23 protein-coding genes, 1 pseudogene and 1 riboswitch are annotated in these 21,147 nt (G+C 68.6%); of the genes and pseudogenes, 11 read left to right on the top strand and 13 right to left on the bottom strand.

The annotated features are described in order from the left end of the window. Positions 1-2: 2 nt before the first annotated feature. On the bottom strand, positions 3-950 hold the full coding sequence (locus tag ACFPJ1_RS23900) for a hypothetical protein (protein WP_380107131.1): 948 nt from the start codon (positions 948-950) through the stop codon (positions 3-5). Positions 951-1,070: 120 nt separating this feature from the next. On the opposite strand from ACFPJ1_RS23900, the gene ACFPJ1_RS23895 reads away from it, so the two are divergent. The 4 genes from ACFPJ1_RS23895 to ACFPJ1_RS23880 are packed head-to-tail and all read left to right on the top strand — an operon-like array spanning position 1,071 to position 5,242. After that, the gene (locus tag ACFPJ1_RS23895; RefSeq protein ID WP_380107129.1) at positions 1,071-2,396 is read left to right on the top strand and encodes a dipeptidase; all 1,326 of its coding nucleotides are present in this window, start codon (positions 1,071-1,073) and stop codon (positions 2,394-2,396) included. 52 nt (positions 2,397-2,448) lie between these two features. Next, a complete protein-coding gene (locus tag ACFPJ1_RS23890; protein WP_380107127.1) occupies positions 2,449-3,573 on the top strand; it encodes an NAD(P) transhydrogenase subunit alpha in 1,125 nt (374 codons plus the stop codon). Further along, positions 3,570-3,875 (top strand): NAD(P) transhydrogenase subunit alpha part 2, encoded by a 306-nt coding sequence (locus ACFPJ1_RS23885; protein ID WP_132287557.1) that lies wholly within the window; start codon positions 3,570-3,572, stop codon positions 3,873-3,875. The genes ACFPJ1_RS23890 and ACFPJ1_RS23885 overlap by 4 nt, the downstream gene beginning before the upstream one ends. Next, complete coding sequence (locus tag ACFPJ1_RS23880) at positions 3,872-5,242, top strand: NAD(P)(+) transhydrogenase (Re/Si-specific) subunit beta (RefSeq protein ID WP_380107126.1); 1,371 nt, start codon at positions 3,872-3,874, stop codon at positions 5,240-5,242. Before ACFPJ1_RS23885 ends, ACFPJ1_RS23880 begins: the two co-directional genes overlap by 4 nt. On the opposite strand, the gene ACFPJ1_RS23875 is transcribed toward ACFPJ1_RS23880, so the two are convergent. From ACFPJ1_RS23875 to ACFPJ1_RS23850, 6 genes and pseudogenes are all read right to left on the bottom strand, one after another. Continuing rightward, complete coding sequence (locus tag ACFPJ1_RS23875) at positions 5,229-6,851, bottom strand: restriction endonuclease (RefSeq protein WP_380107125.1); 1,623 nt, start codon at positions 6,849-6,851, stop codon at positions 5,229-5,231. The two genes, ACFPJ1_RS23880 and ACFPJ1_RS23875, sit on opposite strands and share 14 nt — an antisense overlap. Positions 6,852-6,962: 111 nt before the next feature. Beyond that, a complete protein-coding gene (locus ACFPJ1_RS23870) occupies positions 6,963-7,139 on the bottom strand; it encodes a hypothetical protein (protein ID WP_380107377.1) in 177 nt (58 codons plus the stop codon). 136 nt (positions 7,140-7,275) lie between these two features. Beyond that, positions 7,276-7,566 (bottom strand): annotated as a pseudogene (locus tag ACFPJ1_RS23865) (ABC transporter ATP-binding protein); the annotation flags it as partial. Then, positions 7,563-7,718 carry an ATP-binding cassette domain-containing protein gene (locus ACFPJ1_RS23860; RefSeq protein WP_380107123.1) on the bottom strand — a complete coding sequence of 52 codons (156 nt, stop codon included), beginning with the start codon at positions 7,716-7,718 and terminating at the stop codon, positions 7,563-7,565. The pseudogene ACFPJ1_RS23865 and the gene ACFPJ1_RS23860, both read right to left, overlap by 4 nt. Beyond that, on the bottom strand, positions 7,715-8,593 hold the full coding sequence (locus ACFPJ1_RS23855) for an ATP-binding cassette domain-containing protein (RefSeq protein ID WP_380107368.1): 879 nt from the start codon (positions 8,591-8,593) through the stop codon (positions 7,715-7,717). The genes ACFPJ1_RS23860 and ACFPJ1_RS23855 overlap by 4 nt, the downstream gene beginning before the upstream one ends. Positions 8,594-8,627: 34 nt before the next feature. Next, complete coding sequence (locus ACFPJ1_RS23850; RefSeq protein ID WP_380107375.1) at positions 8,628-8,753, bottom strand: hypothetical protein; 126 nt, start codon at positions 8,751-8,753, stop codon at positions 8,628-8,630. 109 nt (positions 8,754-8,862) lie between these two features. On the opposite strand from ACFPJ1_RS23850, the gene ACFPJ1_RS23845 reads away from it, so the two are divergent. After that, complete coding sequence (locus ACFPJ1_RS23845; RefSeq protein WP_380107122.1) at positions 8,863-9,342, top strand: hypothetical protein; 480 nt, start codon at positions 8,863-8,865, stop codon at positions 9,340-9,342. A 519-nt stretch (positions 9,343-9,861) separates the two neighbouring features. On the opposite strand, the gene ACFPJ1_RS23840 is transcribed toward ACFPJ1_RS23845, so the two are convergent. Further along, positions 9,862-10,845, bottom strand: a complete 984-nt coding sequence (locus ACFPJ1_RS23840) for a helix-turn-helix transcriptional regulator (RefSeq protein ID WP_380107120.1) — start codon at positions 10,843-10,845, stop codon at positions 9,862-9,864. 102 nt (positions 10,846-10,947) lie between these two features. On the opposite strand from ACFPJ1_RS23840, the gene ACFPJ1_RS23835 reads away from it, so the two are divergent. From ACFPJ1_RS23835 to purM, 3 genes are all read left to right on the top strand, one after another. Continuing rightward, entirely contained in the window at positions 10,948-11,088 is a 141-nt protein-coding gene (locus ACFPJ1_RS23835) for a hypothetical protein (protein ID WP_380107118.1), read from the top strand. Positions 11,089-11,143: 55 nt separating this feature from the next. Further along, on the top strand, positions 11,144-12,706 hold the full coding sequence (gene purF / locus ACFPJ1_RS23830) for an amidophosphoribosyltransferase (RefSeq protein WP_380107117.1): 1,563 nt from the start codon (positions 11,144-11,146) through the stop codon (positions 12,704-12,706). A 75-nt stretch (positions 12,707-12,781) separates the two neighbouring features. Continuing rightward, positions 12,782-13,858, top strand: a complete 1,077-nt coding sequence (purM, locus tag ACFPJ1_RS23825; protein ID WP_380107115.1) for a phosphoribosylformylglycinamidine cyclo-ligase — start codon at positions 12,782-12,784, stop codon at positions 13,856-13,858. Positions 13,859-14,102: 244 nt separating this feature from the next. On the opposite strand, the gene ACFPJ1_RS23820 is transcribed toward purM, so the two are convergent. The 3 genes from ACFPJ1_RS23820 to ACFPJ1_RS23810 all read right to left on the bottom strand — a co-directional run bounded on the left by ACFPJ1_RS23820 (position 14,103) and on the right by ACFPJ1_RS23810 (position 16,253). Beyond that, a complete protein-coding gene (locus ACFPJ1_RS23820) occupies positions 14,103-14,294 on the bottom strand; it encodes a DUF3073 domain-containing protein (RefSeq protein WP_380107113.1) in 192 nt (63 codons plus the stop codon). A 216-nt stretch (positions 14,295-14,510) separates the two neighbouring features. Further along, on the bottom strand, positions 14,511-15,326 hold the full coding sequence (locus ACFPJ1_RS23815) for an ABC transporter permease (RefSeq protein WP_380107111.1): 816 nt from the start codon (positions 15,324-15,326) through the stop codon (positions 14,511-14,513). Positions 15,327-15,365: 39 nt separating this feature from the next. After that, positions 15,366-16,253, bottom strand: a complete 888-nt coding sequence (locus ACFPJ1_RS23810) for an ABC transporter ATP-binding protein (RefSeq protein WP_380107109.1) — start codon at positions 16,251-16,253, stop codon at positions 15,366-15,368. A gap of 143 nt (positions 16,254-16,396) precedes the next feature. Between ACFPJ1_RS23810 and ACFPJ1_RS23805 the strand changes: the two genes are divergently transcribed. Together ACFPJ1_RS23805 and ACFPJ1_RS23800 are read left to right on the top strand one after the other, a co-directional pair. Next, complete coding sequence (locus ACFPJ1_RS23805; RefSeq protein WP_380107108.1) at positions 16,397-17,560, top strand: sensor histidine kinase; 1,164 nt, start codon at positions 16,397-16,399, stop codon at positions 17,558-17,560. Further along, a complete protein-coding gene (locus ACFPJ1_RS23800) occupies positions 17,557-18,213 on the top strand; it encodes a response regulator (RefSeq protein ID WP_380107106.1) in 657 nt (218 codons plus the stop codon). Before ACFPJ1_RS23805 ends, ACFPJ1_RS23800 begins: the two co-directional genes overlap by 4 nt. Before the next feature lie 116 nt (positions 18,214-18,329). Here ACFPJ1_RS23800 and ACFPJ1_RS23795 read toward each other — a convergent pair whose 3' ends face one another. Then, a complete protein-coding gene (locus ACFPJ1_RS23795) occupies positions 18,330-19,190 on the bottom strand; it encodes a C40 family peptidase (RefSeq protein ID WP_380107105.1) in 861 nt (286 codons plus the stop codon). Beyond that, a riboswitch (cyclic di-AMP (ydaO/yuaA leader) is annotated at positions 19,190-19,380 on the bottom strand. Its footprint overlaps the gene before it by 1 nt. Before the next feature lie 262 nt (positions 19,381-19,642). Then, a complete protein-coding gene (locus tag ACFPJ1_RS23790) occupies positions 19,643-20,605 on the bottom strand; it encodes a threo-3-hydroxy-L-aspartate ammonia-lyase (protein ID WP_380107103.1) in 963 nt (320 codons plus the stop codon). 118 nt (positions 20,606-20,723) lie between these two features. Here ACFPJ1_RS23790 and ACFPJ1_RS23785 point away from each other — a divergent pair, with 118 nt between their 5' ends. Then, on the top strand, positions 20,724-21,086 hold the full coding sequence (locus ACFPJ1_RS23785) for a YciI family protein (protein ID WP_380107102.1): 363 nt from the start codon (positions 20,724-20,726) through the stop codon (positions 21,084-21,086). The last annotated feature ends 61 nt before the right edge of the window (positions 21,087-21,147 follow it).

Genomic DNA, 21,147 nt, shown 5'->3' with positions numbered 1-21,147 from the left:
TGCTACGGGACCAGTGAGGTCAGCGACGTCACTGACGCCTTGTGGAGGCGGGGGATGACGTTGAGGGTGGCGGGGTCCGGGGCGTAGAGGTGAGAGCCGGACTCGTAGACGAGGTACGCGGTGCCGTTGTACTCGGTGATGCCCTCGGTCATGCTCGGCGCGCGGAAGCAGCTCAGCTGGGCCGCGTCGAGATCCTTCTGACCCCGGCGAACGACGTACAGGTTGCTGCGGTTCCCGCGCCCGTACGACGTGCTGTAGACGAAGTGGTTCGCCGTGATCATCAGGCCCTGTGTTTTGGTCGGCACCTCCCAGGCACCGGCAACCGTGGTCAGGGTGCCGTCGTCGGCGATCTTGTACTCGTACATCGTGCCGCGGCCGGTGTCGTTGAAGGATCCGGACCACAGGGAGTCGCCGTAGCTGCTCAGGAAGGACGCCGACGCCACCTCGCGGGCGGTGCCCACCTGCGTCAGGTACGGCGTACCGGCGGCCTTCATCGCGTCGCGGAGCTCGGTCAGCCGGTACTTGCGGATGGAGGTGCCGGCGCCGGAGACGAAGGCCCAGCCCTTGCTGGTGGTGATTCCGCCGACGTGTGACTCCGCGATGGCGACCACGCCGACGGTGGCGCCGGTGGCCGGGTCGATGCCGTAGATCTGGGAGTCGGCGCCGGTGCGGTACGACGCGACCAGGAGCAGGTTCTTGCCGGAGCCGTCCCAGTTGTACCAGGTGCCGGCGCCCTGCGGGGTGTAGGTGCTGAGGTTCGGGATCGACGCGCTGTTGCTGAACCGGGCGTCGTACTTCTTGGAGGCCGACGGGCCGTCGTAGAAGGTGCTGCCGCCGGTGGTCGCGGTGTCGCAGGTGATGGCGGCGCTGGCGATTGTCGGTGCGCCGACGGCGGTGAGCGCCGCAGCCGTGCTGATGAATGCGGTCAGAATGGCTAGGGGGCGGGCCATGAGATCCTCTCGGGTTCGGGCGATAACCTTCGGGATGCCTACCCTAAACCGTAAGATCCTTACTGCCCACTCTTTTGACCGGCGTGGGGTCCCGCGCTCGACCGCCGTACCGTAGGGCGCATGTCTGACTTGTCTGCGGCGATCGACCGCGTTCTGCCCTCCGTCCGCGCCGATCTCGAGGACCTCATCCGGATTCCCTCGGTCAGCGCCGACCCGGCCCGCGCGGCCGACGTCCAGCGGTCCGCCGAGGCGACCGCCGCCCTGTTCGAGGCCGAGGGCTTCTCGGTGAAGATCGTCCGGGCGGGCGAGGGCGCGCCGGCCGTGATCGCCAAGAAGCCGGCCCCGGAGGGCAAGCCGACGGTGCTGCTCTACGCGCACCACGACGTGCAGCCGACCGGCGCGTTGGACGAGTGGACCTCGCAGCCGTTCGAGCCGACCGAGCGGGGCGGCCGGCTGTATGCCCGCGGCGCCGCCGACGACAAGGCCGGCATCGCCGCCCACCTCGCCGCCGTACGGGCCTTCGGCAACGATCTGCCGGTCGGCGTGACCGTGTTCGTGGAGGGCGAGGAGGAGATCGGCTCGCCGACCCTGCTGGCGCTGCTGGACGAGTACGCCGACGAACTGACCTCCGACGCGATCGTGATCGCCGACTCCGGCAACTGGGCGATCGGTCAGCCGGCGCTGACCGTGTCCCTGCGAGGCCTGGTCGACTGCTACGTCGAGGTCCGGACGCTCAACCACGCGGTGCACTCGGGCCTGTTCGGTGGTGCTGTGCCGGACGCGCTGTCGGCTCTGTGCCGCCTGCTCGCAACCTTGCACACGGACAACGGTGACGTCGCCGTCGACGGGCTGCACGCGACCCGCGCGGCCGACCTGGACTACCCGGAGGACCGGTTCCGGGCCGAGTCGAGCGTGCTGGACTCCGTCCGGCTGATCGGTACCGGCACGTTGGTCGACCGGCTGTGGACCCGCCCGGCGATCGCAGTACTGGCCATCGACGCGCCTCGCGTCGCCGACGCGAGCAACACGCTGGTACCGGTTGCCCGGGCGAAGGTGAGCCTGCGGGTGGCGCCCGGCGACGACGCGGTCAAGGCGATGGAGGCCCTGCGCAACCACCTCGAGCAGAACGCTCCGTGGGGCGCCCAGGTCACCGTCACGGATGGCGATCTCGGCCAGCCGTGCAGTATCAACGCCCGCGGCGGCGCGTACGACGCGGCCCGGTCCGCCTTCGCCGCGGCCTGGGGAGTGGAGCCTGTCGACACCGGCATGGGCGGCTCGATCCCCTTCATCGCGGAGTTCCAGCAGGCCTTCCCACAGGCCGCCGTACTGGTCACCGGGGTGGAGGATCCGGACACCCGCGCGCACGGCATCGACGAAGGCCTGCACCTGGAGGAGTTCGCCAAGGTCTGCCTGGCCGAGGCGCATCTTCTTCAGAACTTGGCATGATCGGTGGGACCGGGCTTTCCGGGCACCCAGGGTTTGGCATAGGTTTCGGCGAGTGAAGATCGCAGTAGTGCGAGAGACCAGACCGGCGGAGCGCCGCGTGGCGCTGGTGCCGGAACAAGTCGTGAAACTCGTCCAGCTCGGCTACGAGGTCGCGGTCGAGCCCGCGGCCGGCGAGCGCGCGCTGTACTCCGACGACGCCTACCGCGACGCGGGGGCCGAGGTGGCCTGGGGTGCCGACCACGCGGCCACCGTCGTGGCGTCGGTGCAGCCGCTGGAACGGGAACGCCTGCAACGGTTGCATGCCGGTACGGCGCTGATGTCGTTCCTGCCGACGAACCCGCCGGACGTGATCCGGGCCGCGACCCGGGCCAAGCTGACCGCGTTCGCGATGGAGCTGATCCCTCGGATCTCCCGGGCCCAGTCGATGGATGCGCTCTCCTCGCAGGCGCTGGTCGCCGGGTACCGCGCGGCGATCGTCGCGGCGGAGCGCCTGCCCAGGTTCTTCCCGCTGAACATGACCGCCGCCGGCACGGTGCCGCCCGCCCAGGTCCTCGTCCTGGGCGCGGGGGTCGCCGGTCTGCAGGCGATCGCCACCGCCAAGCGGCTCGGCGCGGTCGTGAAGGCGTACGACGTGCGCACCGCCGCGGCTGAGGAGATCGCCTCGATGGGCGCCCAGCCGATCGAGCTGGAGCTCGGCACCCTGGACGGTCCGGGCGGCTACGCCCGGGAGATGACCGAGGAGCGGGCCCAGTTGCAGCGCGACCTGCTCGCGCCGTACGTCGCGGGCGCGGACGCGCTGATCACCACGGCGGCGGTGCCCGGGCGGACCGCGCCGATGCTGGTGTCGCGGGCCATGGTCGAGCAGATGAAGCCCGGCTCGGTCGTGGTCGACCTGGCCTCGGAGTCCGGCGGCAACGTCGAGGGCTCGGTGGCCGGGACCGAGCTGATGATCGGCAACGCGCTGGTCTGGGGCGGCGCGAACGTGCCCAGCCAGATGGCCGGACCGGCCAGCCGGCTGTACGGGCAGAACATCGCGAACCTGATCACCCTGATGACCCGGGATGCCGAGTTCGCCCCGGACTTCAACGACGAGATCGTCCGCGGCTGCTGCGTCACCCACGACGGCAGCGTGCTGCACGAGCCGACCCGCGAGCTGCTGGAAGGACCGATGGCATGACCGAGACCATCGCTTTGCTGACGATCTTCGTGCTCGCGGCCTTCGTCGGCGTCGAGGTGATCAGCAAGGTCAGCTCGACCCTGCACACCCCGCTGATGTCCGGCGCGAACGCGATCCACGGCGTCATCCTGGTCGGCGCGATCATCGTCACCGGCCAGGCGGATTCCGCGCTGGTCGTGGCGGTCGGCCTGCTGGCCGTCGTGCTGGCGACCGTGAACATGGTGGGCGGTTTCGTCGTCACCGACCGGATGCTGCAGATGTTCCGCGGTCCGGCGGGTCGCAAGAAGGAGCTGCACAAGTGATCGCAACCTGGGCCCAGATCGGTTACCTGATCTCGGCGGTCTGCTTCATCGTCGCGCTGAAGGCGTTGTCGTCACCGCGCAGCGCCCGGACCGGCAACCTGCTCGGCGCGGCCGGTGCCGTCCTCGCCGTGGTGATCACGTTCGTCGCCTACAAGCCCGATCACCTGGCGCCGATCCTGATCGCACTGCTGATCGGCACGGTTGCCGGGGTGGTCGGTTCCCGCCGGGTGCAGATGACCCACATGCCGCAACTGGTGGCGCTCTTCAACGGTGTCGGTGGTGGCGCGGCCGCTCTGGTCGCCTTGATCGAGCTCGGCGAGGTGCGCGACGGCCAGACCATCGCCGCGATCGCGACCGCCTTCACCATCCTGGTCGGCGCGATCAGCTTCTCCGGCTCGGTGGTGACGTTCGCCAAGCTGCAGGAATTGATGACCACCCGCCCGGTCACCTTCCCGGGTCTCCCGGTGCTCTTCGTGGCGGGCCTGCTCGGTGGCATCGCGCTGTCGGCGTGGCTCGTCTCGGACCCGCGCGTGTGGGTCGGCGTCCTGCTCTGCCTGGTGGGACTGGCCGTCGGTGTGATGCTGGTGCTGCCCGTCGGCGGCGCCGACGTACCGATCGTCATCTCGCTGCTGAACGCGTTCACCGGTCTGACCGTGGCCGCGGGCGGCTACGTGCTCGGCAACAGCCTGCTGCTGATCGCCGGAACCCTGGTCGGAGCGGCCGGTACGTTGCTGACCAAGCTGATGGCCGACGCGATGGGCCGCTCGGTCTTCAACATCCTGTTCGGCGCGGTCCGCGGCGGCTCCACGCTGGGCGCCGGGACCGCCTCCGAGCGCCCGGTGATCTCCGGTGGCGCCGAGGACGTGGCGATCCTGCTGGGATACGCCCAGCGCGTGATCATCGTCCCCGGCTACGGTCTCGCCGTCGCGCAGGCCCAGCACACCCTCCGCGACCTGGTCGAGGAACTGCAGGCCCGTGGCGTGAAGGTCGACTACGCGATCCACCCGGTCGCGGGCCGGATGCCCGGCCACATGAACGTCCTGCTCGCCGAGGCACAGGTCCCGTACGACCAGTTGCGCGAGATGGACGACATCAACGGCGACTTCAAGTCCACCGACGTGGCCCTGGTGGTCGGCGCCAACGACGTGGTCAACCCGGCCGCCCGCAACTCCCCGAGCGCCCCGATCTACGGCATGCCGATCCTGAACGCCGACGAGGCCCAGCGCGTCATCTTCCTCAAGCGCTCCATGCGCCCAGGCTTCGCCGGCATCGAGAACGAACTCCTCTACGACCCCCGAACCACCCTCCTCTTCGGCGACGCCCGAGACTCCCTCACCAAACTCCTCGCCGCCGTCAAGAACGTCTAGGACCGCCTTTGAGTTCGCCGATGAGCACGTCCAGGCCGAGGTGCTCCTGCAGCATGTGCTTCAGGTGGGTGCCCTCGATCAGCTGGATGCGGCCGTGCTCAGCGGCGAAGTCATGGGACTGTTTGCCGAACCAGGAAGTCGTCACCAGCACGCCGCGACTGGCCTTCAGCTGACCCATCGTTCCGGCAAGCGCACGGACGGCCTCGGTGGAGACGACGCCGCGATACCGCTTGGCCTGGATGACGCAGACACCGCCCATGATCGGGTCTTCGTTGACCGCGACTCCGTCGACACCATCATCCCGCGAGGCCTGCGTCACCCAGGACTTCAGCCCCATGGCTTCGAACAACTGGCGAACCAGGTGCTCGAACTCGGTCGGGTCCATCTCGACGAGAACGCGGCGGCTGTCCAGTCCCGCCGCCGCGTCCCGCGCGCCGACGAACTTGTATCGCGACAAGTCCGGGTCGAAGACCGGACGAACGGCCTCCAAGTCCCAGGGGTGCTTGGAGACCAACGCATTCAGATGGCGTAGACACTCGCTTGGATCGAGGTCGGTCAGCACCAGTTCGCCGAATTGTTCTCGCAAGGTGATGAGGCTGACCAAGCACGGCTGCTCGGGTCTTCCGGTGGCTCGGTTCCGGGTCGAGACGCGGGCGTTGACGGCGACCTCGCTGACGAGATCCTTGCCCGCGACTTCGAACACGTCGCGCATGGTTCGAAGTACCAGCTGGGCGACCAGATTGCTGTACCGCTGGTTGATTTCACGGGCCGGTCGTGGCTTGGGGACGATCTCGTCCTTCGTCCGGACGTACCTGTACTCGCTGTCGGCCGGTATGACATCGATTCCAGGGAGCTCCATGACGACCAGGAGGCGATGGAGGTCGGCTTGATAGGCGACCTCCACGTCTGAAGGAAATCCGGCCGGAAGAGATCGGGACTCGAGCGTGAGCTCGAGATAGTCGTTCACCGCCTCCGGCCTCCTCGCTTGATAGGCCTGCTCGAACAGGTCGACATTCGCGTTTGCCTCGTCCGCCGCCGTCCTCGCAGCGGCGACCTTCCCGGCGTGTGCTCGTTCGGCGGCTTGCAGATCCTGCAGGCGATTCTGTTCCTCCGCCCCGTGCCAAGCCTGGGCCTGCTCGAACTTGCCGCGGGCTTCGAGGATCGCTTGTTCCAGCTGCGGCTTCTTGAACATCCGCTGTACTGCGCCCGCCGGCGGTGGCGCGAACTGGTCCCAGGATGGCGGCTGCTTCTGTACTGCCAACGGTCCTGGTTCGAAGCGAGGAAGGTCCGGAGATTGTCGCAGCGAGGCGAAGGGAATTCGTGCTGATCCCCGCAGGCTGTCGACGAGGATGCCTTCGAGGTCCTTGATGCGTCTCGTCAGCTCGTTGTTCAACGCGTTGACCTCGGCCTGCCTGACCTGGAGATAGCGAGCGGCGGCCTCCTTCGCGACCTGTTTGTCTGCTTTTTCAGCCTCTCGTGCCAGGCGTTCGCGCTCTCGGCGAGCCTGTGCGATCAATCGCTCACGCTCTCGTTGTTCCCGGGCGGCCTGCCTCTGTTGCATGTTCCGCTGGTGCTCGAGCTGGGCAAAGAATCCCCGGCGTCGTCCCATGGCTCGCCCCCTGCCATCGACACTCAGTGACCGCAATCGTCCCCAATTCACTCTAGGTGTCGATGATCGGGTCTGGCTTGAGCACCGGCGAGTCCAGTGCCCCACCGAGCCTCACCGTATTGTGAGTGGATTGGGGATCGCGTCCAGGAGTTCTTGGGTGTAGGGGGCCTCCGCGTTTTGGATGACGTGGAGGGTGGGGCCGGATTCGACTACTCGGCCTTCGTCGAGGACCAGGACCTCGTCGGCGAGGAGGCGGGCGCTGAGGAGGTCGTGCGTGATGTAGAGCATGGCGATGTCGCGGGTGCGGACGAGGTTGTCGAGGAGTTCGAGGATCTCGGCGCGGATCGGAGACGTCGAGCATCGAGATGGGCTCGTCGGCCACCAGGACCGAGGGTTCCGGCGCCAGGGCCCGAGCGATGACGACGCGCTGGCGTTGGCCGCCGGAGGGTTGGTGCGGGAGTTTGTCGAGGTTCTGGGACGCCGGTGAGAGGCCGACCGTCTCCAGGAGTTCGGCGGCGCGGGTCCGCGCCTCGGCGCGGGACAGGCCGAGGTGGTTCTGCAGTGGACGCGACAGCGTGTAGGCGAGGGTCCGCGTGGGGTTGAGCGCCGCGAAGGGGTCCTGGAACACCAGTTGGGTATGGCGGCGGTAGGCGCGCAGCTTCCGGCCGCGCAGCGAGCCAACATCCACGGGTTGATCGCCCCCGGTGAAGGTCACGCTGCCCGAGGTCGGCCGTTCGACAGCAGTGACCAGCCGACCAGGGTCGTCTTGCCCGATCCACTCTGGCCGACGAGAGCAGTCACCCGGCCCGGCCGCAGATCAAAGGAAACCCCATCGACCGCGGACTTCCCCTGATACTCCTTCGTCACCTCTCGAACCGACAGCACAGCCTCAACAGCCGGCGTTTCATCCCGTACTGCGACGAAGCTCCGCGCGCGGCGGGCATCGACAGGCTCACCGCCGGCGCGTTCCACCAGCAAGCACCGCGCCGTCCCGGCCCGGCCGGTAGCAGCGGCGGGTGTTGCGTCGCGCAGTCGTCCACCGCGACCGGGCAACGAGCCGTGAACCGGCAACCGATCTGCGGGCGGGACAGATCCGGCGGTCGGCCAGGGACATAGTCGACGCTGATCTCGGACGCGCGCGCGGATCGGCGTACGAGCCCAGCAGCCCTTGCGTATAAGGGTGGAGCTGCTCCCGCATCATCGCCGCGGCCGGCTGGTCTTCGACGAGCTCGCCGGCGTACATCACCATCACCCCGGTCGGCCATCTCCATCACCGTGCCGAGGTCGTGGCTGATGAACAGCACCGCGAACCCGAGGTCCGACTGCAACTCGCGCAACCGGTCCAGGATGTTGCGCTGCACCACGACGTCGAGCCCGGTGGTCGGCTCGTCCAGCAGCACGAACTTCGGCTCCAGGGCCAGCGCCAACGCCATCGCGACCCGCTGCTTCATCCCGCCCGACAACTCGTGCGGGTAGCGCCGCAACACGTCGGGGTCGAGCGAGACGAGCTCCAGCAGTCGCCGGGCATTCCCTGGATAGGAGTGCGCCGCGAAGGTGTCCGCGAACTGGGCGCCGATGGTGATCACCGGGTTCAGCGAGTTCATGCTGCTCTGGAACACCGTGGAGATCCTTGCCCAGCGCAACGGCCGGATCTCGTCCTCCGAGGCGGTGGTGACGGTCGTGCCGTCGAAGACGACCGAGCCGCCGCTCACCGCGGCCGGTTTGTCGAGCAGCCGGAGAATCGCGTTGCCCAGCGTGGACTTCCCGCTGCCGGACTCACCCAGCAGCCCGACGAACTCCCAGGTCGGCGATGTCGAAGGACACCCCGTCCACGGCGCGGACCGGAGTACTGTCGCGAGGGCTGTAGGTGACGGACAGGTCGCGGACCTCGAGCAGGGCCATCTCAGTCGTCCCGCAGGTGGGGGTTGCTCAGGGCATCGACCCCGAAGTTGATCAGTGACAGCGCCGTCATCAGGCCGGCGAAGTTCGGCCTGGAGCCGGGCATGCGGTGATGCTGGCTTGCGACTACCCGGCACATCTCGACTTCTGGACGGCATTGCTCGACCGCTTGGGAGTCCGTCCCCGCCACACCCACGACGCTCCCACGCCGGGCATCGTCGTCACCTCGACGGTCGACCGCGCCGGTCAGCGTCTGCTGCACGTCCTGAACGTCAGCCCTGTCGACCAGTCCTTCTCCATCCACCGGGACGGCACCCCACTCCTCGGCGGCACCCGCCTCACGCTCCCAGCCAGAACCGGCCGCATGTTGCCGCTGGACCTCCATCTGCCGTCCGCCGACCTCCTCTGGTCCACGGCCGAGCTGGCCGAGTCCTCGGACACCCTGACTCTCAAAGCAGCGGATCTCCCCGCCCGGGCCCTGATCCGAACTACCGGTGAGCTCGATGCCCCCGGCGCCGAGATCACCCGCGACGGCCCGCTGGCCACCCTCACCTGGAGCACCACGGATTCCGTTGTCATCACAGTCACCTGACAGGCAGGACCACGTCAGCCGACGGTCGTGTTACAAGCGCTAATCCGCCGGACAATGCACCGCTGCGCCCATTCGATCGCTTTGTGCTGCCCGAAAGTGGCCGATGACAACGTTCTCCCTCCGCCGTTGTCCGCGCGGCACCGATGAACCGAATGGATCATCGGACAAGCAGAAATCTGGCGAAATCTCAAGCCTTTGGCATCTTGTGGCCACCAATCCCATCACGTGGCCACCTCGGCCATGAAGTGGTCTAGTCCGCCGAGCACCGGGGACGGCGCAATCCCATCCCTACTGGACGATTCGCGTACCGGCCGTCGGCTCTTCGAGCTGTGCAGTGTTTTTTCGACGGTGATTCCCACGGTTTCGCAAAAGCTCGAAGCGGCTCCTGTGCAGTCGCCCGGCGGTCGAAAGTCACTCGCATCGTCCCGCTGCGAGCGGCAACTCAGCAGAATGAATAGCGCTCGCATTCTTTGAATTTCCTACGGCTGCGTTTGCAGCAATTCTGGAATTCGACGAACGTCAGACCCAGCCGCGTTTTGCGGCGGCTACGCCCAGCTCGAAGCGGCTGGTCGCGTCCAGGCGCTCGGAGAGGTTCGCGGTGATGCGGCGGGCCGTGCGCAGCGAGATGCCGAGGAGGCGGGCGACCTGCTCGTCCTTGGCGCCGCCGGCCAGCAGGCGCAGTACCTCGGCCTCGTGCGGGCTCAACGGGGTGTTGTTGTCGCGGTCCTCTGGAGCGAACAGCTCCGTGGCGCGGGCCCAGTACGCGTCGAAGAGGGCGAGCGCCACCGAGACGACCGCGGGGCTGCGGTGGATCACCGCGCCGGCCGTCGGGTTCTCCGGGTCCATCGCCATGATGGCGATCTCCTGGTCGAAGATGAGCAGCCGCATCGGCAGGGTCGGCGTGGCGCGCACCTCGCCGCCCATCCGGTGCAGCGTCGCCGCGTAGTCGAAGCCCGGCTTGGACACGGTCATGCTCTGCAGATAGATGGTGCGCATCTTCAGACCGCGCTCGAGCAGCGGCATGTCCGGGGAGCCCTCGACGGGGTGGATGGTGTCGTCGATGTGGGCCGGCACCATGCCCCAGAAGGTGTCCTTGGCCTTCATGCCCAGCTCTTCGATCCGGCGGGACGCGTTCGCCCGGCCCTTGAGCACCTCGACGTCGCCGCTGCTGCGTGAGGTGAGGAGCTCGTTGTACTGCTCGGCGATCACCTCCGCCGAGGATTCCGCCTGGCGGAGCGCGTTGAGCTCGGAGGTCAGCTCGCCGCGCCGGCGCTCGACCAGCCCGGACAGGCCGACCCGCGGGTGCACCGCGTGCTCGGAGTCGGGGTCGGTCCAGGTAGGCACCAGCAGGTCGAGCGTCCTCAGGTGCTCCATGATCTGGAGGACCTGATCGAGCGGCGAATTCAGTCGCGCGGAAATCTGCTCCGGCGTACTGTCTGGATGGCTTAACAGGGCGTGGTAGACCGCAAAGGTGGCTTCGTCCACACCTAGCGGTTCCAGCACGACTGTTCACTCCTTCAGCGCTTGTTTGGAACCGACCATATACAGAGTGCGTCGACATTGAGCGCTTGTCTGGGTGGTTCACATTATTCGGAGGAACGTGTCGTGATCAAGAAGTGGCTAAAAGTAGTCGCCGGCGGCCTGATGGTGGCCGCTCTCACCGTGATTCCGCTCGGTGCCGGGACCGTCACCCAGTCCGCCGATCAGCCGGCATCCGATCACTGTCCCGCGATGACCTGCTGGTAGTCCGCGGCCGGTAGCGCGGCGAGGAGCGCTGTAACGGTCCCGTAGACTGTGCCGCGTGGCTCGTGGCGATGGTCGGCTCACTCATGATCTTGACCCGCAGGATCTAGGCCCGCAGGACGCTTGTGGCGTCTTCGGGGTCTGGGCACCGGGGGAAGAGGTCGCCAAACTCACCTATTTCGGGCTCTACGCTCTGCAGCACCGAGGGCAGGAGTCTGCTGGCATCGCGGTCAGCAACGGCAGTCAGATCCTCGTCTACAAGGACATGGGCCTGGTCAGCCAGGCCTTCGACGAGGCCACCCTGGCGTCCTTGCGGGGGCACATCTCGGTCGGCCACTGCCGGTACTCGACGACCGGATCGAGCGTCTGGGCCAACGCCCAGCCGACGTTCCGGTCGACCGCGACCGGCTCGATCGCGCTCGCGCACAACGGCAACCTCACCAACACCGGTGACCTGGCCGCCACGCTCGACGGCAGCGACGACCTCGACCTGGGGCTGGACCTCGAGGTCGAGCACGCCAAGGCGAACGCCAAGCACGGCGCCTCCTCGGACACCGACATCCTCACCTCGATGCTCGCCGGGTACCCGGACCTCACCATCGAGCAGGCGGCCGCCAAGGTGCTCCCCAAGGTCAAGGGCGCCTACAGCCTGATCTTCATGGACGAGACCACCCTGTACGCCGCTCGCGACCCGCAGGGGATCCGCCCGCTGGTGCTCGGCCGGCTGGAGCGCGGCTGGGTGATCGCCAGCGAGACCGCCGCCCTGGACATCGTCGGCGCCAGCTTCATCCGGGAGGTCGAGCCGGGCGAGATCGTCGCGATCGACGAGGAAGGCCTGCGCTCCACCCGGTTCGCCGACGCGGATCCCAAGGGCTGCCTGTTCGAGTTCGTCTACCTGGCCCGGCCGGACACCCAGATCTCCGGCCAGCGGATCCACTCCACCCGCGTCGAGGTCGGCCGCCAGCTCGCCCGCGAGCACCCGGTCGAGGCCGACCTGGTCATCGCGACCCCGGAGTCCGGCACGCCGGGCGCGATCGGGTACGCCGAGGAGTCGGGCATCCCCTACGGCTCCGGCCTGGTCAAGAACGCCTACGTCGGCCGGACCTTCATCCAGCCGAGCCAGACCATCCGCCAGCTCGGCATCCGGCTGAAGCTGAACCCGCTGCGCGAGGTGATCGAGGGCAAGCGGCTGGTGGTCGTGGACGACTCGATCGTGCGCGGCAACACCCAGCGTGCGGTGATCCGGATGCTGCGCGAGTCCGGCGCCGCCGAGATTCACGTCCGGATCTCCTCGCCGCCGGTGAAGTGGCCGTGCTTCTACGGCATCGACTTCGCCAGCCGGGCCGAGCTGATCGCGAACGGCCTGAACACCGAGGAGATCTGCCGCTCGATCGGCGCGGACTCGCTCGGCTACGTCAGCCTGGACGGGTTGATCGAGGCCACCACGGTGCCGAAGGACAAGCTCTGCCGGGCCTGCTTCGACGGCGTCTACCCGGTCGCATTGCCGAACCCGGAGCACCTGGGCAAGCACCTGCTCGAGCTCCCGGTCAGCACCGACGTCGACGGACTCGCCACGGTCTCCGGCGGCGCCGGCGCCGCTGACGCGCTGGCCCGGCCCTAAGCAGTTCGGGGCCCGAGCAGTCGGCCCCGGCCAGCCGGCTCCTCAGGAGCCGGCTCTGACCCAAGGAGAAACATCGTGAGCCAGGGCGCCAGCTACGCCGCCGCGGGAGTCGACATCGAGGCCGGTGACCGGGCCGTCGAGCTGATGAAGGAGTGGGTGGCCAAGGCGACCCGTCCCGAAGTGGTGGGCGGCCTCGGCGGATTCGCCGGGCTGTTCGACGCCACCGCGCTGACGGCGTACCGGCGGCCGTTGCTGGCGACCTCGACCGACGGGGTCGGGACCAAGGTCGCGATCGCCCAGCAGATGGACCGGCACGACACGATCGGGTTCGACCTGGTCGGCATGGTCGTCGACGACCTGGTGGTCTGCGGGGCAGAGCCGCTGTTCATGACCGACTACATCTGCACCGGCAAGGTGGTCCCGGAGACGATCGCGCAGATCGTCAAGGGCATCGCCGAGGCCTGCGTCGAAGCCGGTACCGCGCTCGTCGGCGGCGAGACGGCCGAACACCCCGGCCTGCTGGAGCCCGACGAGTACGACGTGGCCGGCGCCTCGACGGGTGTCGTGGAGGCGGACGAACTGCTCGGCGCCGAGCGGGTCAAGGCGGGCGACGTGGTGGTCGCGATGGCCTCGTCCGGGCTGCACTCGAACGGCTACTCCCTGGTCCGGCATGTCTTCTTCAACCGGGCCCGCTGGGAGCTCGACCGGGAGGTCCCCGAGCTCGGCGGCACTCTTGGTGACACTCTGCTGACCCCGACCCGGGTCTATGCCAAGCACTGCCTGGAGCTGATCCAGGAGCTGAACGGCAACGACGAGAAGCCGCTGCACGCGATGTCGCACATTACCGGCGGCGGGTTCGCGGCGAACCTGGCCCGGGTCATCCCGGACGACCTGGCCGTGCGGATCGACCGGTCCAGCTGGAGCCCGGCGCCGATCTTCGGCCTGGTCGGGCTGCTCGGCGACGTGCCACTGCTCGAGCTGGAGAAGACGCTGAACATGGGCGTCGGGATGGTCGCGGTGCTCGACCCGGCCGCGGCGGAGCGGGCGATCGCAGTACTGGGCGAGCGGGAGATTCCAGCGTGGGTGTGCGGTGAGGTCACCGCGGCCGGCAGCCGGACCGGTGTCGAGCTCCAGGGCGACTACGCGCACTAGGTCTGGCCACGGCAAAGTCACGTGGCCGCTCTCAGGCAGGACGAAGGCAGCTCGCGCGCGACGTCGGAGGAACCTCAGATCGAGGACCTGAGATTCCTCCGACGTCGTGCTGAGTTCTGCTGCCCGGAAACGGGCAGGCAGACATCGCCTGTACTGCCGTGTGGTGAAACTCGTCGGCCGAGCACGGGCGATCTGCTCACGCACCTAGGTGCGTGAGCAGATCATCCTGAGTGCTGCTACAGCTTTACCGACGGGGGTGGTAGTCGTCGGCGTCATCGCCGGCGTCTGTGTCGTTGTTGCCGTTCGCAGATTGGCTGCCGCCCTCGTCGCCGCCGGACAGCTCACGCTTGAGCTGGTCCAAGTCGGTGTCCCAGGTGCGGTACTTCAGGTCGCGTGCGACCTTCGTCTGCTTGGCCTTTGCACGGCCGCGCCCCATAGCGTCGACCCCCTCGCACAAGTCAACCGGGTACGCAGCGTGGCGCCCACGGATCAGTCGTCAGTAATCGTGGTTCTAGGTTACCCGGACCAGGGGACAGACACACGCACCGCCCCCTGACTGGATGCACCGAGAGGTCCGATGACAGGCCGGAAGGCCTGTTCGATCCCCTCAAATCGGCCAGGCCTTCCGCGTCTTCGCCGCCTTCCAGCGGTGTTACTTCACCTCGCGACGTGAGCTTGCCCACAGTCCGACGATGGTCGGCAGCACGATCCAGACCCCGATCGCGGTCAGCGTCTCGGGCACCATCCCGTGCAGATCCCGCTCGGCGATCCGGCCGAAGGCGCCGAACACGTCCAGCCAGTCGGCGTTGTCCTTGAACAGCGCCGGGCCGGCCAGCGCCCAGGCGGTCGGGGCGACGAAGAAGACCAGGATCGCGACCGCGGTCTGGGCGATCACCGCACCGAAGGCGGCACCCATCACGACGTTCAGCGCAGTGGTCAGGTAGGCCCCGGCCAGCGCACCGCCCAGACCGGCGTACGTCGCTCCGTCGCCGCCGGTGGCACCACCGATGGCGGTGGCGGCCAGTGCGAGCACGGTGGTCGCGGTCAGCACGACCACGCTGAGCACGATCGCCGAGACGAACTTGGCCAGCTGGACCCGGACCCGGCGGGGCGACAACGTGAAGGTGGTCAGCGCGGTCCGCTGGGTCCACTCGCTCGTCATCGCCATCACGCCGATCACCGGCAGCAATAGCTGGACACCGGTGGAGGCGGCCGCCAGGTAGCTGTCGAAGGCCTGCTGACCGGAGTTCATGTGGGTCAGCTGCCAGGTCAGCGCGGCGACGGCCAGCGCCAGGATGGCCAGGATCAGGACCCGGCCGCTCCGGGTGTCGACAGACTTGCGCAGCTCGGTCGTGACGAGCTTGAGGAACGACTGGCCGCGGGCGGGCGGCAACGAGGTCGCGACGGCCGCCCGGTGCTTGCCTGGGGCCGCGGTCGCGGCCGGGGAGGAGATTTCAGTGACTGCCATGGTGATGAGCTCCAGGTGGTAGCAGGAAGAACAAGGTGGTCAGGCGGCGACCGCGGCCGGGCTGGTGAGCTGGAAGAACAGCTCCTCCAAGCCGGCGCCGTCGCTCTCGCGCAGTTCGAGCAGGATCTGTCCGGCAGCGGCGGCCGCACGGCCGACCTGCTCGGCGGTGGCGTCGACCCGCAGCGCGCCGTCCTGCAGCGGCTCGAGGCTGAGGCCGGCGGCGGTCAGCGCCTCGTTCAGGCCGATCGGGTCGAGGCCGCGGACGAGCGTGCCGCTGCCGGCCAGAAGCTCCTCCAGCGAGCCGTTGGCGACGATCCGGCCACCCCCGATGACGACCAGCCGGTCCACCGTCGCCTGGACCTCACCCAGCAGGTGGCTGGACAGGATGACGGTGCCGCCGCGCGAGGCGAAGTCCTGCAGCAGACCGCGCATCCACCGGATGCCCTCGGGGTCCATGCCGTTGGCAGGCTCGTCCAGGATCAGTACCGCGGGGTCGCCGAGCAGGGCGCTCGCGATGCCGAGGCGCTGCCGCATGCCAAGGGAGTACTGCCCGACGCGGCGCTTGGCGGCCGAGGCAAGACCGACGGCCTCGAGCATCTCGTCCGCGCGGCTGTTCGGGACGCCGAGCAGACCGGCGTTGAGTAGCAGGGTCTCCCGGCCGGTACGGCCCGGGTGCTGAGCGGCCGCGTCGAGCATGACCCCGACGACCCGCCCGGGGTTCGGCAGCTCGGCGTACTTCTTGCCGGTGATGGTCGCGCGGCCGGAGGTGGGTGGGGTGAGGCCCGTCAGCATGCGCAGGGTGGTGGACTTGCCGGCGCCGTTCGGGCCGAGGAATCCGGTGATGCTGCCTGGCTCGACGGTGAAGGACACGTCGTGGACGGCCGTGGTGCTGCCATAACGCTTGCTGAGGTTCTCGACGGTGATCATGGCCGCAACTCTTCCGTTCGCGACCCCCTCCGCACATCGACCGACCGGCTGCTCCGACCCCCTACGAAAGTTGTCAGGATCCGGGCCCGACCCCCACCGGAAGAGGGACGAAAGTCAGGGTCGGGGGCAACTACGCTGACGCAATGGGACGGTTGCGGCGCTGGTACGCCTGGTTCATCCGGCGCGCGCCGCGCATCCGCGACCTGATGTTCATCGGCTTCAGCCTGCTCACCATCGTGGCGCAGTCCGCCTCCGGTCGCGCGGGTTGGGACGCGCGGGACTGGGTCGTCCTTTCCGTCGGCATCTTCGCGTCGCTGGCCCTGTGGTGGCGCCGGCGGTATCCGGTGACCGTCACGGTGATCGCGGTACTGGCACTCGGTATCGGGCAGATCTTCGTTCCGATGGGTCTCGCGCTACTGACCCTGGCGATCCGCCGCCGGGACGCGGCGCTCGCCATCCTGAGCGTGGCCGCCTACGTCGCCTACGTCGTCGGCAGTTGGACCGACAACACCGATCTCTTCGTACTGCTGTTCACCGGTCCGTTCCTGATCGGGACGTGGGTCGCCGTCGGGGCGTACATCGGCGCCCGGCGCGATCTGATGGTCTCGTTGCGGGACCGGGCGGAGCGCGCCGAGGCCGAGCGGGAGCTCCGGGCGGAACAGGCCCGGCTGGGCGAGCGGGCCCGGATCGCGCAGGAGATGCACGACGTCCTTGCCCACAAGGTGTCGCTGATCGCGCTGCACGCCGGCGGGCTCGAGGTGAACCCGGCCGTCGGTCCGGAGAAGGTGGAGAGCTCGGCGGGCCTGATCCGCGAGACCGCACGGCAGGCGATGGAGGACCTGCGCGAGGTGCTCGGCGTACTGCGGACCGATCAGAGCGTCGACGGCGCCGACCTCTCCCCGGTACCACGGGCCGCGGACCTGGTCCGGCTCGTCGAGGCATCGCGGGCGGCCGGGGTGAACGTGACGAGCGACCTGACCTTGCCCGACGACGTACCGGCTTCCGTGGGGCGCACGGTGTACCGGATCGTGCAGGAGGCCTTGACCAACGTGCACAAGCACGCGCGGGGGGTCTGGACCGAAGTGGTGGTGCAGGGCGCGGCCGGGACGGGCGTGACGGTGCGGGTGACGAACGTCCGGCCGGTGGCGGCTGATTCACTGTTGCCCGGATCCGGCGCGGGTCTGGTCGGCCTGAGGGAACGAGTGACCTTGTCCGGCGGGCGGCTGGCGGCCGGACCGACCCAGGACGGCGGCTGGCGGGTCGAGGCCTGGCTGCCCTGGTCCGACGGCAAAGAAGGAGAACGATGACGCGGCTGCTGATCGTGGACGACGAGGCGCTGGTCCGGGCCGGGCTGAAGATGATCCTGGAGTCGGCCGACGACCTCGAGGTGGTCGCCGAGGCCGACGACGGCGCGGACGCGGCCGCGATGGTTCGGCAGCACCGGCCGGACGTGGTGCTGATGGATATCCGGATGCCGCGGCTGGACGGACTGGCCGCCACCCGGGAGGTCCAGGCGCTGCCGGATCCGCCGAAGGTCGTCGTGCTGACCACGTTCGACCTGGACGACTACGTGTTCCGCGCGCTGCAGGCGGGGGCGAGCGGGTTCCTGCTGAAGGACACCCCGCCGCGGGAGTTGGTGCAGGCGGTCCGGGTGGTGGCGGCCGGGGACGCGATGCTGTCGCCCGCGGTGACCCGGCGGTTGATCGGGCACTTCGCGGCCGACCCGCGGACGGATCGGCAGCGGATCGCCCGCGAACGGCTGACCACGCTGACCGATCGGGAGCGGGAGGTGCTGGCGGCGGTCGCGCGCGGGTTGTCCAACGCCGACATCGGCCGGGAACTGTTCATGAGCGAGGCGACCGTCAAGGCGCACGTCTCTCGGGTGCTGGTGAAGCTGGACGCCACCAACCGGGTCCAGGTCGCGATCCTGGCGCACGACGCCGGCGTTCTGGACAGCTGAACAGATCGGGAAAGAGTGAACCGGTCGCGCACCGTCGGAGGGGGGTGGGGGTGACGGCGCGCGACCGGTTTCAAGTCAGCGTCCCCGGGGGGAGTGGACGCTGACGGGCTGGAGCATCAGCGGCGGCCGAAGGCCACCCTGCTGGTCCAGATCTTGGCCTTCGCGACCGGGCGACCCGGCTTCGAGGCGTGCCACAACATGTTGCCACCGGCGTAGATGCCGACGTGGTACACGCTGCCGCCACCGCTCTTGAAGAAGACGAGGTCTCCCGGCCTGGCGGCCTTGCGGCTCAGGTGTTTGGTCGCGCTGTACTGCGCACGCGACGTGCGGGGCAGCGTCTTGCCAGCCTTCTTGTAGACGTAGCCGGTGTAGCCCGAGCAGTCGAAGCCCCTCGGGGTCGTCCCGCCGTAGCGGTACGGCGTGCCCTTCAGCTTCGCGGCTTCACGAAGAACCCGGGCCTGGAAGGTCGACGCCTTCGCGGCGGTCGTGCCGTACGGGCCGTAGAAGCGCTTGTGGTTGTAGGCCCACGTCAGCCGACCCCAGGTCAGCTTGTCCATGTAGCCGGTCGGCCGGAGGCCCCACGACCTCTGGAACTTGACCAGCGCCGCGACGGTGGCGTTGCCGAACCAGCCGTCCTGGCGAATGCGCAGGACCTTCTGGATGTACTTGACGGTCTTGCCGGAGTCCCGGAACCGGATCAGCGGCCGGCTGGAGATCGGCGCGTTGCCCCGGACCTGACCGGGGGTGAGGGCCGTGGTGCTGGCGGATGCGGCCTGCGGTGCGGTGGCCACGGTGATCGCGGCGCCACCTCCGACGGTGAGACCGACCGAGAGGACTGCGGCCGCGGTACGCGGTGCGGCCACGGACTTGCTGGCTTTGCGGTGCTTACCCCGAGTCCGCCCAAAGGGCTTCGTACTGGACTCGCTGGAGTGACGGACGACAGCAGGCAGCGCTGTCCGTCGGGTAGTGACGGGCATGGTTGTCTCCCGACGCCTACGGAGTTAGCTGTCGGGTTCGGGCGGAGAGTCAATAGCCCGGTCCGCTCCCGCGGACTTCACCCCAGGGTTCCGACCACTCACGGTCGAGACCCAACCTCCTGGGTCCCCCACCCCTGCCTTGGTTTTTCGAGGGGAGCATGCGTGCCTGGCAGGGCTCGGCGTTGACACACATGCGGCTCGTTGTATTAGTCGAACCGCCGACGACTGTATAACAGAACGATCACGACGCAAACCCTCAGATCGACAGAGACCCTCCGGAAAGCGGCTGAACGGCTCCCTGACGGCTCAGGAACCTGTGATGAACAGGTGGTGTCCTGAGCGCGTCTGAGCGTGGCTCAGATGGGCGTACAGCGAATTTGTGTGACCCCAGTCACATTGCCCGGTGGCTCTGTGTGACAACGAGCACAGTGCGTACGCAGGCTCCCTTGAACTCAGCCTCGGCCGAGCAGTTCCAGGAACCGCTCGAGGCCCACGTTCCCGCCTGAGATCACCACGCCGACGCGGTTCGGGAGCGCCTTGATCCGGCCGTTCAGCAGTGCGGCCAGGGCGCTCGCGCCGCTCGGTTCGACGACGATCTTCAGCCGCTCGAACGCGAACGCCATCGCCGCCCGGATCTCGTCGTCGCTGACCAGTTCGACGCTGTCCACCAGTTCCTTGTTCACCGCGAAGGTCAGCTCGCCGGGGGTGGCGATCGCCTGGCCGTCGGCGATCGTCCGCGGTACCCCGATCTCGATCCGCTTGCCGGCGGCGAGCGATCGGGCGGTGTCGTCACCCGCGGCCGGTTCGACCCCGATCACCCGGATCCCGGGGGACAGGGCAGTGGCTGCCGTCGCGCAGCCGGCGATCAACCCGCCGCCACCGATCGGGACGAGCAGCGCGCCGAGCGGCCCGACCTCCTCGATCAGTTCCAGCGCGACCGTGCCCTGCCCGGCCATCACGTCGTAGTGGTCGTACGGCGGGATGAGCGTCAGGCCGCGCTCCACCGCGAGTTGCTGGGCGAGAGCCGCCCGGTCCTGGGCATACCGGTCGTAGGTGACCACCTCGGCGCCGTACCCGCGGGTGGCGGCCATCTTCGTCGGCGGCGCGTCCGTCGGCATCAGGATCACCGCGCTGGTGCCGGCCAGCCGCGCCGCCAGCGCGACCGCCTGGGCGTGGTTCCCGGACGAGTACGCCGCGACGCCGCGCGCGAGTTGTGCCTCGGTCAGCCGGCTGATCGCGTTGAACGCGCCGCGGAACTTGAACGCCCCGATCCGCTGGAAGTTCTCCGCCTTGAGGAAGACCTCGGCGCCGACCCGGTCGTTCATGGTGCGCGAGGTGAGGACCGGCGTACGGTGTGCGGTGCCTGCGATCCGCTCCGCCGCGGCGCGGATGTCGTCGAGAGTCAGCTCAGCCATACGCAGACGCTACTTGGCCCGGCGATCTTCGTAGCATCGCGATGTCAAGGGCGCGGAGTCAGCTCCGTACTGATGACGAGAGGTTCCCGAACCGGGGGCCGACGGCTAAGGAGACATCGTGAAGTACCTACTGGTCCTGAACATCAACCCCGACGTGCTGGCGGCGCTGAACGAGGACGAGCAGCAGGCGATCTTCAGCGGCCACGAGAAGTTCATGGCCCTGGTGAAGGAGTCGGGCGAGTTCCACAGCACGGTCGCGCTGGCCGAGCCGGCCAAGACGGCGGTGGTGAAGGTCCGCGACGGCGTGCCCGCGGTGACGGACGGCCCGTTCCTGGAGGCCAAGGAGTTCCTGGCCGGCTACTACCTGCTGGACTGCGCGACGCCCGAGCGCGCGTACGAGCTGGCGGCGATGATCCCGGACGCGAGCATCGAGGGACTCGGCGTCGAAGTACGGCCGGTCGTGCACGAGGTCGGTCTCTGAACCCGGTCGCCTGATCCGCCCCGGCGCCGGTCTCGGCCGCGGCGTCGAGCTGGAACGACGG

Origin of the sequence: Kribbella qitaiheensis, assembly GCF_042657745.1 — a bacterium.
Classification (GTDB): domain Bacteria; phylum Actinomycetota; class Actinomycetes; order Propionibacteriales; family Kribbellaceae; genus Kribbella; species Kribbella qitaiheensis.
This window is presented reverse-complemented; position numbering and strand designations above follow the sequence as displayed.